The 12,988-nt window shown below is 73.0% G+C and carries 11 protein-coding genes and 1 tRNA gene; 2 read left to right on the forward strand and 10 right to left on the reverse strand.

Annotated elements, in window-relative coordinates:
- Nucleotides 1-34 precede the first annotated feature (34 nt).
- From AOM05_RS09230 to AOM05_RS09260, 7 genes are all read right to left on the reverse strand, one after another.
- Nucleotides 35-985 (reverse strand): FKBP-type peptidyl-prolyl cis-trans isomerase, encoded by a 951-nt coding sequence (locus AOM05_RS09230; protein ID WP_062521537.1) that lies wholly within the window; start codon nt 983-985, stop codon nt 35-37.
- A 186-nt stretch (nt 986-1,171) separates the two neighbouring features.
- The gene (locus tag AOM05_RS09235; RefSeq protein WP_062521539.1) at nt 1,172-1,906 is read right to left on the reverse strand and encodes an SDR family NAD(P)-dependent oxidoreductase; all 735 of its coding nucleotides are present in this window, start codon (nt 1,904-1,906) and stop codon (nt 1,172-1,174) included.
- Nucleotides 1,907-1,960: 54 nt separating this feature from the next.
- Nucleotides 1,961-4,312: an AAA family ATPase gene (locus tag AOM05_RS09240; protein ID WP_062521541.1), complete on the reverse strand. Its 2,352-nt coding sequence runs from the start codon at nt 4,310-4,312 to the stop codon at nt 1,961-1,963.
- A gap of 58 nt (nt 4,313-4,370) precedes the next feature.
- Complete coding sequence (locus AOM05_RS09245) at nt 4,371-5,162, reverse strand: transglutaminase-like domain-containing protein (RefSeq protein WP_062521544.1); 792 nt, start codon at nt 5,160-5,162, stop codon at nt 4,371-4,373.
- Between the two features lie 28 nt (nt 5,163-5,190).
- Nucleotides 5,191-5,607, reverse strand: a complete 417-nt coding sequence (locus tag AOM05_RS09250) for a type II toxin-antitoxin system VapC family toxin (protein WP_062521546.1) — start codon at nt 5,605-5,607, stop codon at nt 5,191-5,193.
- Entirely contained in the window at nt 5,604-6,017 is a 414-nt protein-coding gene (locus tag AOM05_RS14750; RefSeq protein ID WP_439644562.1) for a FitA-like ribbon-helix-helix domain-containing protein, read from the reverse strand. The genes AOM05_RS09250 and AOM05_RS14750 overlap by 4 nt, the downstream gene beginning before the upstream one ends.
- Nucleotides 5,979-6,054, reverse strand: a tRNA-Ala gene (locus AOM05_RS09260). The genes AOM05_RS14750 and AOM05_RS09260 overlap by 39 nt, the downstream gene beginning before the upstream one ends.
- A 231-nt stretch (nt 6,055-6,285) precedes the next feature.
- Here AOM05_RS09260 and AOM05_RS09265 point away from each other — a divergent pair.
- On the forward strand, nt 6,286-8,505 hold the full coding sequence (locus AOM05_RS09265; RefSeq protein WP_062521548.1) for a glycoside hydrolase domain-containing protein: 2,220 nt from the start codon (nt 6,286-6,288) through the stop codon (nt 8,503-8,505).
- Nucleotides 8,502-9,842 carry a glycosyltransferase gene (locus AOM05_RS09270; RefSeq protein WP_082097412.1) on the forward strand — a complete coding sequence of 447 codons (1,341 nt, stop codon included), beginning with the start codon at nt 8,502-8,504 and terminating at the stop codon, nt 9,840-9,842. The genes AOM05_RS09265 and AOM05_RS09270 overlap by 4 nt, the downstream gene beginning before the upstream one ends.
- Nucleotides 9,843-10,056: 214 nt before the next feature.
- On the opposite strand, the gene AOM05_RS09275 is transcribed toward AOM05_RS09270, so the two are convergent.
- The 3 genes from AOM05_RS09275 to AOM05_RS09285 are packed head-to-tail and all read right to left on the reverse strand — an operon-like array spanning nt 10,057 to nt 12,909.
- Nucleotides 10,057-11,067 carry a hypothetical protein gene (locus AOM05_RS09275; protein ID WP_156165129.1) on the reverse strand — a complete coding sequence of 337 codons (1,011 nt, stop codon included), beginning with the start codon at nt 11,065-11,067 and terminating at the stop codon, nt 10,057-10,059.
- A gap of 52 nt (nt 11,068-11,119) precedes the next feature.
- On the reverse strand, nt 11,120-11,698 hold the full coding sequence (locus AOM05_RS09280) for a GNAT family N-acetyltransferase (RefSeq protein ID WP_228373248.1): 579 nt from the start codon (nt 11,696-11,698) through the stop codon (nt 11,120-11,122).
- Entirely contained in the window at nt 11,698-12,909 is a 1,212-nt protein-coding gene (locus AOM05_RS09285) for a molybdopterin molybdotransferase MoeA (protein ID WP_062521551.1), read from the reverse strand. Before AOM05_RS09285 ends, AOM05_RS09280 begins: the two co-directional genes overlap by 1 nt.
- Between the last annotated feature and the right edge of the window lie 79 nt (nt 12,910-12,988).

The following is a 12,988-nucleotide window of genomic DNA, read 5'->3' on the forward strand; positions in this document are numbered from 1 at the left end:
TTGCGCCGGGGCCTTCGTGCTGAGCGGGAGCGGGTCAGCTCGCCGCGAGGATGTCCACCACGAACACGAGCGTCGAGTTCGCCGGGATGGTGTCCGACTCCTGGTCGCCGTAGCCGAGGTCCGGCGGGATGACCAGCAGCACCTGGCTGCCGACGGTCTGACCCACGAGGCCCTCGACCCAGCCGTCGATCAGCGAGCCGGAGGAGAGGGTGAACGAGGTCGAGGCGCCGCGGTCCCACGACGAGTCGAACTGGTCGCCCTTCCACAGCCAGCCGGTGTAGTGCACCGTGATCTGGTCGCCCTCCTCGACCGTGTCGCCCGTGCCCTCGATGAGGGGCTGGACCACCATCTCCGAGGGCTTCTTGCCCGCGTCGGAGAAGTCGACGGACGGCTTGCCGTCCGCGTCGAGCGTGACGGTCGGAAGGCCGTCCTCGGGCTTGACCGAGGTGCCCTCGGCGCGCTCGAGCGGGGTGACCGCGCTGGTCGCGGTGACGGCCATGATGACCGCCGAGCCGTCCTCGGAGGAGGTGTCGGGGTACGCGTACAGGATCTGGGTGCCCACGTTCTGGCCGACGAGCGCGTCGTAGAGATCCGCGACCACCTGGCCGTCCGTCATGGTGACGACCTCGGGGGTGCCCGCGTCGTAGGTCGAGTACAGCTGCGAGGCGTCGGCGCCCGAGTAGACGATGTAGTCGAGCGTGACGTTCTGGCCGTCCTCGATCTCCGCGCCGTCGCCGTCGGCGATGTGGCGGGTGGCGACGTCGGTCACCACGAGCGGGCTGTCGAAGGTCAGCGCCGGGACGCCGTCCTTGTCCGCCCACTCGATGGACTCCAGCGCCGCGGCGTCCGCGGCGGGATCGACCGCGGTGGCGGCGGACGCCGAGGCGGACGGCGACGCGTCCGACTCCGACGCGGGACTGCACGCCGCGAGGCCGAGCACGGCGATGGAGCCGAGCACGACGGCGGTGAGCGCGTTCTTCTTCATGGATCTCCTCACGGGGGTCGTCCGCGACGCGCGCGGCATGGCGCGGCACGCGGGGTCGACCCGGTAACCGATGGGCAGCCGCACGGGTTCCCGGTACCGCCGCATCCTTATGCGACCGTGACCTCGCGCGCGAGTGCCCGTTCAGCGTACCCGTCGATCCTGGGAGGTCGCTGTGAGGCGGGCCGCTCAGAGCTCCCGGTGCACGCTCTGCGCCGAGGTCTGCGCGGTCGCCAGCATGAGGATCTGGTCGATGTTGACGTGCCGGGGACGTGACGCCACCCAGCGCACCGCCTCCGCGATGTCCTCCGCCGTCATGGGCGTGACGCCCTCGTAGACCTTCGCGGCCTTCTCCGCGTCGCCGTCGAAGCGCACCAGGGAGAACTCGGTCTCGACCATGCCGGGGTCGATCTCGGACACCCGCACGGGCTGGCCGAGCAGCTCGAGCCGGAGCACCCGGGTGAGGGCCGCGACCGCGTGCTTGGCGGCGTTGTACCCGCCGCCGCCCTTGTAGGGCTCGCGCGCGGCGATCGAGCCGATGGTGATGACCTGGCCGTCGCCGGACGCGACGAGCTTCGGCAGCAGCGCCTTGGTCACCCGGAGGGTGCCGAGCACGTTGACGTCGTACATGGCCTGCCACTGGTCGACGTCCGCCTCCGCGATGGACGCGGTTCCGAACGCGCCGCCGGCGTTGTTGAGCAGCAGGTCGCAGGTCTCGACCCGGGAGCAGAAGGCGTCGACGGACTCCTGGTCCGTGACGTCGAGCGGGATCGCCGTCCCGCCGACCTCCGCCGCGAGGGCCTCGATGCGGTCCGTGCGACGCGCGCCGATGACCACGTTCCAGCCGTCCGCCGCGAGGGCCCGCGCGCTGGCCGCGCCGATCCCGCTGCTCGCTCCCGTGACGACCGCCGTGCGCTGTGCCATGCCTGTGCTCCTTGTCCGATGGATGGCTCAAGCATGCCTGGTCCGCGCTGCGGCTCAAGCCCCTGGGGTAGCGCCGCGCGCGTCCACCCACGCGAGGAAGTCCTCGGCCGCGATCACCGGCTTGCCCCACTCGAGCGCCTTGCGTGCCTTGCCCGACTGCGTGCCGCGCTCGGCGACCACCAGGACGTCCGTGCGCGTCTTGGTGACGCTCGGGACCGGGATCAGCCCGACGTCCTCGGCGAGCGCCATCATGCGCTCGCGCTCCATCACACCCCGGCCGGGAGCCACCACCGTGCCGGTGAAGCACACCCGCGCGCCCGGCACGAGCACGGCGGAGGCCTCGACCGGCCCCTCGATCACGAGGTCGACCGGGAGCACGTCGACGCCGAAGTGCTGCTCGGCGGCGCGCACGCGCGCCAGCGCCGCCGCGTCCTTGTCGATCACCCGGTCCCACGCCCCGACCAGCAGTTCGGCGAGCACGGCGCTCGGGTCGTCGTCCGCGGACAGGTTCCCGCCCACCACGAAGACCTCCGCGCCGCCCGTCGCGATCCTCGCCTGGAGGAAGCCCCGGCCCCGCGGCCAGGAGGCGAAGGGCGTGCCCCCGGCCAGCGCATCGTCCCCTCGCCGTGCGATCCAGCGCTCGCCGGCGTCGCGCAGCGCGCGTGCCCGCTCGAGCGCCGTGGGTGCGGAGAGAGCGACGCGCTCGCCGGCGTCGAAGGCGGGCGCGGGCAGCTCGGCGCCGAGCGCCATGGGCTCGACCACGCCGTTGCGCTTGAGCTCGAAGTCGATCCACCCGAGCGTGCGGTCGATGCCCGTGCCCACCGGGATCCGGCCGGCGAGCAGGGGCGACAGGCACGCCCACGCCTCGGCGAGCACGGGCGCGAGCTGCACGTCGCGCGTGGTGAGCCCGAACTCCGTCTGCGCCGCGTAGAGGTCGCTGGTGGGGTTGACCACGGTGGTCGCCTCGTCGCCCTCGTCGGTCACCACGGCGATCTCGACGGGACGCGGCCGGTACCTGTCCCCCACGGTGCCCACGGTCAGGGCGCTGAGGTAGACATGCCCGACCGGCGCATCGTCCCCCCGATCCGTGCGGGCGGCGGCCAGGAACCGGCGGATCCGGCCGTCCGACTTGAGGTCGCGCGGCAGCACGTCCCGGCGCAGCACCAGGCCCTCGAGCGACGTGCAGCGGCTGAGCGCGACGTAGAGCTGGCCGTTCGCGAACGTGCCGCCGGTGAGGTCCACCACCACTCGGTCGAGCGTCTGGCCCTGGGCCTTGTGGATGGTGATGGCCCACGCGAGCTTCATGGGCAGCTGCGTGAAGGAGCCGACCACCTGCCGATGCAGGCTTCCGCCCTCCATCACGGGACGGGTGATGTCCCAGGTGTAGGGGCGGACGTCGACCTGCCGGCCATCGCGAAGCGCCACGGTCGCGACCGGGCCGTCCTGGTCCCGTCGCAGCATGAGCACCCGGCCGAGCGTCCCGTTCACCCAGTGGTCGGCGGGGTCGTTGTTGAGCAGCATCACCTGCGCCCCGACGGCGACGTCGAGGCTGGCCTCGGCCGGCATCTCGAAGCCGTCGGTGTCGCCGGAGACCCGCGCGTCGTAGGTGAGGATCGGGCTCGGGAGCCGCTCGAGCTCGCGCCGGTTGCGGGCGCGGACTATCCGGTTGGTGGTGGCGAGCGTGAGCCAGAACTCGTCGTGAGGAGGCTCGAAGCCGGGGTGGGTGCGCGCGTTGAGGGCCGCCCGCGCGCTCTCGAGCAGGGCGCCGTCGCGCACCGCGTTGAGGATGTCGACCAGCTGGGTGTCGCCCAGCTGGCGGAAGACCGTGGAGAGCTCGACCACCGCGAAGTGGTCGCGGTCGAAGCGGCGTGCCGAGAAGAAGTAGGGGGTGCCGTAGCGCTCGTCGAAGAAGTCGACCTCGTCGTCGCGCACCACGGGCGGGAGCTGGTGGAGGTCGCCCACGAGCACCAGCTGCACGCCGCCGAAGGGCTCGCCGGGCTGGGGACCGAACCGCTCGAGCGCGGCGACCAACGCGTCGAAGAGGTCGGCGCGCACCATCGACGCCTCGTCGACGATGAGCGTGTCGAGGCCGGCCAGTGTGCTCGCGAAGCGGCCCGGGTAGTAGCCGGCCCCGCGCACCATGTCCTCGTTCACGCCCATGGGGAAGGAGAACAGGCGATGGATGGTGTAGCCGTCGACGTTGAGCGCCGCGATGCCCGTGGGAGCGACGGTGACCGCCGTGCGGCCCGTGGTGGCGAGGAAATGCCTGATGAGGGTGGACTTTCCCGTCCCCGCGCGACCGGTGAGGAACAGGTGGCCGCCGCCGTGGAGGATCTCCAGGGCGCGCTCGAAGTCCTCGGTGAGGGTGATGCCCTCCCAGGGGCGCCGCGCGCGCTGCTCGCTCATGGTGGGGAGAGCCTACCCAGCGCGGCCGACACGGGAACGCGGCCGCCGCATCGTCCCGTCAGCCGAGGGCGACGGGCTCCCTCACGTCGTCGTCAGGGAGCGCATCGGCGGTCGCGGAGACACGCATCTCGACCAGCTCGACGGGCTCCCCGATCGTGGTGAGGAAGGCAGTGTCGGCGGCGTCGCGGCCGGTCGCGATCCGCACGAGCGTGGACCGGGGCGCGAGGGTGGTCGCATCGACCGCGAGCCACCGACCGTCGACGAGCGCCTCCGCGACGGCGTGGAAGTCCATCGGCTCGAGCCCTGGCGCGTAGACCGCGACCACCCTCGCCGGCATGTCGCGTGCGCGCAGCAGGGCGACCACCAGGTGGGCGAAGTCACGGCACACGCCGCGGCGGGACAGCAGCGTGGCGACGGCGCCGTCCGTGGGGTCCGTCGACCAGCCGTCGTACACGAGCCGGGTGCCGACCCAGCTCGAGACGGCGTCGAGGAGCGCGACCCCCTCGAGGCCGCCGAACTCGGCCGTGGCCACCGCGGCCAGCGTGTCCGACTCGCAGTAGCGGCTCGGGCGCAGGTAGCGGATGGGGTCGATCTCGTCGACGACGGCCGCCTCGCCGCGCCCGTCCACCCGCGCCGAGTAGCGCACCTCGATGCGCCCGCCGGTGACGTCCACCGAGTGGAGACGCGTGCCGTGCTGGTCCGCGATCTCGACAGGCGCGAGCGGCGTGCCGTCCTGGGTCACGGTGAGGGTCTCCTCGGCGGCGCGGCCGTCAGCGACGGCGATGGCGAGCACCATGCGGGCCGGGCCCGTCGCGTCGAGGGTGAGGGAGGCGGTCACGTCGCGTCGCATGCGGGAATCGTCGCACGGCGGACGGGCGTCAGTCGCTCCAGGGGTCGATGAGCGACAAGCCTGTGTCCGCGAAGTCCTTGACGTTGCGGGTGGCGACGGCGCATCCATGTGCCGCCGCGGTCGCGGCGAGGTAGCCGTCCACGGTCGGAAGCGGTCGCCCGGCCGCACGCGCGCTCACAGCCATGTGGGCATAGCGGCGTGCGGCGTCCTCGTTGAACGGCAGGATCCGCGAGGGGAACAGGCCCAGCAGCCGGTCGAGCATCGCGGCGAGCCTGTCCTTGCGGGCGCCGTCCGGCAGCGCTCCGATGCCGAACAGCAGCTCGGCGAGCGTCACGCTGGAGAGGTACAGGGTGTCCGCCGCCTGAGCATTGAGCCAACTGATGACGGCAGGGTCTGGAGCGGGCCGCATCGCCTCCGACACGACGTTGGTGTCGAGCACGATCACGGCATCGCCAGCGGTTCCGCGGGAGCGCGATCGCCGCCTGCCTCGAGCGCGTCCACGTCGGCATCGGAGAGCTCGAGGTCGCGGCCCAGCGCCACGAGCGCGTCGCCGAGCAGGAGCCGGTGGGGCGGGACGAGCGCCGCGGCGAGGATCGCCCTCACCTCGGCCTCCGCGCTGCGGCCGTGCTCGGCCGCCCGGGCCCGCAAGGCCCGGTGAACCTCGTCAGGCACGCCTCGAACCGTCAGCACCGCCATCATGCACCTCCCGCATCGATGACAGCATTTTAGCCAGGTGCATGCATTCGGTCGAGGGGTCCGCGGCGACGCCGCCCGGACATGAAGAAGGGCCCGCCTTCCGGCGGGCCCTTCTCTCACTGGTGGAGCTGAGGGGAATCGAACCCCTGACCTTCTCATTGCGAACGAGACGCGCTACCAACTGCGCCACAGCCCCAAGTGCTCGAATAGGTTAGCACCTTCCCGGGGCCCGGCAGAACACCCCCGGGGACGATGCGCGGGGCCCCTTCCCCCGCATCGTCCCCTCCCGACGGCGTTGGAAAGTTAAAGAGTTCGTCACAATCGCGCAATAACGCCGACATTCGCGCCGCCTACCGTCGCTCCAAGGCCGCACGCCGAGGTGCGGCCCCCGCTCGTCAGGAGCAGGCTTCGGGAAGGAGGTGCCGCCGTGTACGACGACGTCGATCCGTTCATCGGGACCGAGGCCACCTCGCTCCCGGCACCCTCCGGCCTGGCCGCGACCTGGTGGTGGCCCAAGCCGCAGGTCGGCAACACCCACCCGGGCGCCTGCTACCCGCTCGGCATGGTGTCCGCGTGCGCCTACTCGGGCGCCTACCCGACCGGCTATGGGCTGTACGACCTCTCCACCGAGGGCGTCCCCACCCGCATCCACGACCGCGCCCTCACCTCGGGCTTCACGCACTTCCAGCAGTCCGGCACCGGCGCGATCCGCAAGTACTACAACTACTTCCGCGTGACCCCGATGATCGAGCGCCTCGACGAGCTGGGGAAGACCTGGGACCTGGTCGACGAGCACGCCGAGCCCGGCATGTACTCCGCGACGCTCGACAACGGCATCGAGGCGCAGCTGGTCGCCGGCCCCAAGAGCGTGATCCACCGCTACCGCTTCCCCGCGCACCCGAACGCGCGCGTGGTGGTCGACATGTCGATGGGCGGACTCACCATCCCCTACGGCGCGACCATCCCGCTGCGCGCGAGCCTCGAGTCCGTCGAGCCCGGCATCGCGCAGGGCGAGATCGTGGTCGAGGGCGTGCCGCTGGCCGTCTACATGGAGTGCGACGCCGAGTCCTGGCGGCAGATGCTCTGGTACGACCACCGCCTCATGCCCGCAGGCCAGCGCCTGGACCTCGACTCGATCCGGCCCACCACGCTGCGCTCCTTCGGGCTCATGTGGGCGGGCCCGGCGGAGGAGGGCCAGGCGGTCGAGCTGCGGATCGGGTTCTCGCTGCGCGGCGTCGAGCAGGCGCGCAAGAACCTCCACCGGGACCTGGGCGAGCTGGGCACGTTCGAGTCCCGCCGGGCCGGCACGCGCGAGACCTGGCGAGGGCTGCTCGACGCGATCACCGTGGAGACCGAGAGCGACGAGCGCCGCGAGGTGTTCGCCACCGCGCTCTACCACTCACTCATCAAGCCGTGCTTCGCGGCCGACGAGAGCCCGTTCTGGCAGCAGAAGGGCCCGTTCGTCTTTGACATCGCGACCATGTGGGACATCTACCGAACGCAGCTGCCGTTGCTCACGGCATTGCTGCCCCACCGCGCCGCCGAGCTCGCGAACGCGCTGCTCAGCATCTGCGAGCAGGAGGGCAACCTGCCCATCGGCTACCGCATGGCACGCGGCTCCGACCGCTTCTCCCGCCAGGGCAGCGCCCTGGTCCACACGCTGCTCGCGGACCTCGCGCAGCTGGGCATCCCCGGCATCGATTGGGACTGGGCGCTGGTCCACATGCAGACCGACCTGCGCCGCACCTACGGCGAGGAGTTCCTGCTCCAGGGCTACGCCGAGCCGCTCAGCCACACCCTCGACATCGCGTTCGGCTACTGGTGCACCGCGCAGGTCGCGGCACTGCTGGGCGACCGCGCCATCTGCGACGAGTACGCGCCGCTCGCGGACCGCTGGCGCAACGCCTTCGACCCCGAGACCGGCCTGCTCCACTCCTCCACCTACTACGAGGGCACCCGCTACAACTACTCGTTCCGGCTCATGCACGACATGGCGGCCAGGATCGAGCTGGCGGGCGGGGACGATGCGTTCGTGCGGCTTCTCGACCGGTTCTTCGGCTTCGGCGCGGAGCCGGTGAAGCAGCCGGGCGAGCGCCCGGGCGCCGCCGAGATGGCGGCGGGCTACGCGCTGGGCCGCTTCGAGGGCCTCAACAACGAGCCGGACATGGAGTCCCCCTGGGCCTACCACTACGCGGGGAGGCCCGACCGGACCGCGGAGGTGGTCCACGGCATCGTCCACCAGATGTTCGGGCCCGGCCGCGGCGGCCTGCCGGGCAACGACGACTCGGGAGGGCTTTCCTCCTGGTACGTGTGGGCGTGCCTGGGCCTGTTCCCGGTCGCGGGACAGAACCTGTTCCTGCTCCACCCGCCGGCATTCTCCACAGCGCGCTTGCGCGTGGCGCGCGGGGACCTCACCATCGTCGCAGAGGGCTTCGTCGAGCCGATCCCCGGCGGGCCCGTGCAGCACGTCCAGTCGGTGACCTTCGACGGAGAACCCGTCACCGGCTCGTGGATCTCCGGATCCGACCTGCACCGCGGAGGCGAGCTCCGCTTCATCCTCGGCGACACGCCGAGCGACTGGGGACGGACCCACCGTCCCCCCTCCACCCCCCGGCCCTGGGCAATCCCCGCGAAGGAGGCATCATGACCCCCACGAACCTCACGAAGCAGCAGCGCCGTCTGGTGATCGTCGTCCGGGCGGATCCGGTGATCTGCGGGCATTCGGGCGAGGCACGCAACCTTGCCGAGGTCGCGCTGACGCGCGGCTTCGACGACGTGCGGATCGTCACGTGGCCGCTCGACCGTCTCGAGGAGACCGGCCTGCCGCTCAAGCCGCTCGACACGGTGCTGCCGTACTCCCCCGGGATCACGGTGGAGCGGCCCGGCCCGGTGGGCGGATACAAGATCCCCGATGGCCGCTACCTCGCGGGCATGGTCGGGCGCCTGGTCGAGCTGTTCACGGACGGCACCCCCACCGTGGCCATGTCGCTGTACCTCCACCCGCACACCACCGCGGTCGCGGACGCGCTACGGATCGCGCAGTCGACGGGGCTGCCGGTGAACGTCACGACCATCGCCGAGGCGGTGGGCTCCGACATCACGGACGTGGTCCGCTCCGCGGTGGACCACGGCGAGTTCGGCGCCGCCGCCGCGGTGCTGTCCACCTACCTGTCGCAGGACGTGTGCGTGGCCGTGTCGCAGTACACCAAGGACGTGATCGTGGCCTCGGCGGCGGAGCTCGACGCGATGTACGGCACGGCCTTCGCGGCGCAGTGCGAGGAGCGCGTGACCATCTCCTACCCGGCGATCGACACGTCCGCCTACCTGGGGCTCGACCCCGCGGAGACGGACAAGGTGCTGGCGTCACGTGGCCTGCGGCGCGGCGAGTACGTGCTCTACCTGTCGCGGCTGCAGAAGGCCAAGGGCGTCGACGACCTCATCCGCGGCTTCGCGGCCTCGGAGGCGTGCGAGCACCAGACCCTGGTGATCGCGGGGCGCGGGCCGGACCTGCCGTACTTCCAGGAGGTCGCGTCACGGACCGCGGCGCGCGACCGGATCGTGTTCCTCCAGGACGTGGGCGATGACGAGAAGCCGCACCTCATGACCGCGTGCACCGCTTACGCGCTGCCGTCGAAGCCGGCCCCCGAGTTCACCGAGACCTTCGGGATCGCGCTGGTGGAGAAGATGCTCGCCGGCGGCGGGCCCGTCATCACGTGCGACACCGGCGGCATCCTCGAGGCGGTGGGCGACGCCGCCGTGGTGGTGCCCTCGGGCGATCCCTCCGCGCTCACCGTGGCGCTCAACGTGTGCGCGGCCGGGCTCGACGAGGCCGACCGCGAGTGGTGGCAGGGCCGCGCCCGCGAGCACGCCATGCAGTTCGACCGCGTCAACGTGTTCGACCGGCTGTTCGCGATGGTGCCGGGGTACGCGGGTGCGGGCGCCGGCGCGGCGGGTGCGCGCCGGAAGGTGCGCGCGAGGGCGTAGGCGGCGCGAGGACGTAGGCGACGCGAGGGTGGCCCGGGCGTGCGAGCGCGACCGGGCCACCGCATCGTCCCTTCCGACAGGGCTGCGCGGGGCGAAAGGGGACTAGTGGAGATTCCTTGCCATGGCAAGGAATCTCCACGGATACCCGTCGAGCCCGCGCGGATGCCCGCGGTGACGCCGGCGACGCCCGAGGCGCCCCGCCCTGAGCCTCGCGCTATGCCCCGCGGCGGCGGGCGAGGATCGCGTCGAGCGACCCCGTGGCCGGGGCGGCGGGCGCCGCCTCGGCGGCGCTCGGAGCCGCGGACGGCTGCGCACGGTAGGACGCCGCCGCGATGTCCTGCGTCTCGAGCAGTCGCGCCTGCCCGGGCCGGACCTCGGCCTTGAGCGTGTAGCTGGGAGCCGGCATCTCGCGCGGGCTCCACGCGGCGGACTCCTCGACGGGCGCCGCAGCAGGCGCCGCGTCCACGCGCTGCACGGGCGACGCGGGCGCCTGCGCGACGGGCGCGAAGATCGGCGCGGGCGCCGCGAGCGGCGCGAGGTCGGCGGAGGTGACCACCTTGATGGCCTGCGTCTCGACGTCGGACGGCTGCGACTCGCGGCCGGCCGCGCGCTCAGCCGTGACCTTGCGCAGCGCCTGCGTCGCGGTCGCCGCGGCGCCCACCTCGCGGGCCACCAGCGCGAGCCGCGCGTCCACGCGGCGCTGGGCTGCCGCGGCACGCGCACCCTGGACCAGCACGCCCGCGAGAAGCGCGGTCGCGACCGCACCCACCACGGCGTGCACCAGGCCGAACGCCACCAGCACCCACGCCGCGCCGGCGAGCAGGGTCACGCCGAGCGCCACGCGCGCACGGCGACGCGCCCGTGCCCGACGCTCGGCGAGCGCCACCGCACGGTCGCTGCGCAGCGCGATCAGCTGGCGCTGCGCGGCCGTCGCGGCCTTGTCGATCGGGCCGGCGGGACGGGACATCGCGTCCGCGCCCAGGCGGGCGATCGAGGCGCGGGCCGCGCCGGTCGCCAGCAGGGGAACCTCGCCGGAGTCGGTGGAGGCACGGTCCACGGGACGGGCGACCCGCGAGGCGGTGGTCTTCACCACTCGCATCTCCGCGGAGTACCGGTCCTCGGTCCGGACCAGCGCGTAGTCCGCCCGCTCCTTGATCCGCTGGGGGATCACGTAGGCGAGCACCATGCCGAGGGCGATGATCGCGAGCAATCCAGCGGGAAACATGGCACGACGTTAAGGCCGCCGCCACCCCGAGCCCGGGAGGACTCGCGGCGTGTCAGCCGCCCACACCCCAATATCGTCCGATACGAGGCTCATCTTGAGTCCGGGCGAAGATCACGTGGTCCCGCCACCCGCCGTCGATGTAGAGGTACGAGCGCCGCACCCCCTCCTCCGTGAACCCGAGCTTCTCCGCGACCCGGCGCGACGCGGCGTTCTCCGGCCGGATGGCGATCTCGACGCGGTGGAGGCCCAGGTCGAAGGCATGGGTGGTGAGCAGGGACGATGCGCGGGTCACCAGGCCCTGTCCGGCCCGGTCGCGCGCGATCCAGTAGCCCAGCGAGCCGGACCGCTGCGCGCCCCACTGGATCCCGGCGATCACCACGCGCCCCACGAGCGCGCCGTCCACCTCGATAGCGAGCGGCAGCGCCTCGAGGTCGCGCCGCTGGCGACGCTCCTGGCGCACGAACGCCCGGAACGTCATGTCCGTCGCGCGCGCCTCGGGCGGGACGGTCGCCTCCCACGGCTTGAGCCAGTCGCGGTTGGCGGCGCGCAGGTTCATCCACTCGTCCTCGTCGCGCGGGACCAGCGGGCGCAGGCGCACGCCATCGGCGGCCAGCACCAGCGGTCGCGGCATCAGTCGTCCCAGACGGTGCAGCGCAGCACCTGGCCGGAACGCACCTCCGTGGTCGCGGCGTCCACCCACGCGATGCCGTCCGCGTCGCCCAGCGAGGCGAGCGTGACGTCGCCGGGCTCGCACGCCGGCGTGGCCGTCACGGCGCCCGCGGCGTCGAGGCCCAGCCGCACCGGCACCGCCTGCGTGACGCCGGCGGGCGACTGCCAGCCGCGGGACAGGTGGGCGCGGACGCCGGGACGGATCACCTCGGTGAAGCCGCACATCTGGCGCAGGGCCGGGCGGACGTAGGCCTCGAACGCGAGCGCGGCCGCGACGGGCGAGCCGGGCAGCGCGATGGTGGGCACCTGCCGCGCACCCTCCTCGCCCAGCATCGCGAAGGCGTGGTGAGGGCCGGGCGTGAAGGTGAGCGCCACATCGTCCACCGCGCCCAGGTCGGACAGCACGGACACCACGGTGTCCTGCCCGCCGTCGCTGAGGCCGCCGGTCACGATCAGCAGGTCGGCGCGCACCAGCTGGTCCTCGATGGCGGTGCGGAGCGTGGGGCGGTCGTCGGGGACGGGGCCCACGCGGAACGCGTGCGCGCCCGCGTTGCGCGCCGCGACCGCGATGAGGTGGCCGGTCGCCTCGGGCACGCCGGCGCGGCCGGCGCCCGGGTCGACCAGCTCGCCGCCGGTGGCGAGCACCACCACGCGGGGCACCGGGCGCACGGTGAGGCGCGGGTGCCCGAGCGACGCCGCGAGCGCGAGCTCACGTCCGCCCAGGCGACGGCCGGCGGGCACCAGGCTGCGCCCCGCCTCGGCGTCGGCGCCCGCGCGCCGGATCCCGGAACCGGGCGCGACCGGCGCGTGCACGGCCACCCGCGCGACGCCCCCGTCGGTCGAGGCGAGCGGGACCACCGCATCGGCCCCCGTGGGCACCGGCATGCCGGAGGCGACGCGCGCCGCGGTGCCGGCGAGGTGGTGGCGCGGTCCGCGGTCCGCGAAGGAGACGTCGTGCGCGACGGGGAGGGTGCCCGCCGCGGACAGGTCCGCGACGCGCAGGGCGTAGCCGTCGAAGGCCGCGACGTCGTGGGCGGGCAGCGGGGCGGCCGCGACCAGGGGCTCGACGAGCGTGGCGCCGGCGGCGTCCCCGACCAGCACCGTGAGCGGCGGGATGGGGGCCAGCGCGCGGGTGACCGCGGTCCGGTGCTCCTCGAGGGTGCGGGTCAGCACGGGCGGCCTCCTGATCGACACATGTGCAGAGCCTAAAGACATGCCCGAGGGTGGAACAAAGATTTACCGAACTTTGGCA

It is taken from the genome of Demequina silvatica (assembly GCF_000971215.1).
Lineage (GTDB): Bacteria > Actinomycetota > Actinomycetes > Actinomycetales > Demequinaceae > Demequina > Demequina silvatica.

What these genes read in the sequence shown, in the direction of transcription:
- AOM05_RS09230 (WP_062521537.1), bottom strand. Translation starts at nt 985, where the DNA reads ATGAAGAAGAACGCGCTCACCGCCGTCGTGCTCGGCTCCATCGCCGTG.
- AOM05_RS09235 (WP_062521539.1), bottom strand. Translation starts at nt 1,906, where the DNA reads ATGGCACAGCGCACGGCGGTCGTCACGGGAGCGAGCAGCGGGATCGGC.
- AOM05_RS09240 (WP_062521541.1), bottom strand. Translation starts at nt 4,312, where the DNA reads ATGAGCGAGCAGCGCGCGCGGCGCCCCTGGGAGGGCATCACCCTCACC.
- AOM05_RS09245 (WP_062521544.1), bottom strand. Translation starts at nt 5,162, where the DNA reads ATGCGACGCGACGTGACCGCCTCCCTCACCCTCGACGCGACGGGCCCG.
- AOM05_RS14750 (WP_439644562.1), bottom strand. Translation starts at nt 6,017, where the DNA reads ATGAGAAGGTCAGGGGTTCGATTCCCCTCAGCTCCACCAGTGAGAGAA.
- AOM05_RS09270 (WP_082097412.1), top strand. Translation starts at nt 8,502, where the DNA reads ATGACCCCCACGAACCTCACGAAGCAGCAGCGCCGTCTGGTGATCGTC.
- AOM05_RS09275 (WP_156165129.1), bottom strand. Translation starts at nt 11,067, where the DNA reads ATGTTTCCCGCTGGATTGCTCGCGATCATCGCCCTCGGCATGGTGCTC.
- AOM05_RS09280 (WP_228373248.1), bottom strand. Translation starts at nt 11,698, where the DNA reads ATGCCGCGACCGCTGGTGCTGGCCGCCGATGGCGTGCGCCTGCGCCCG.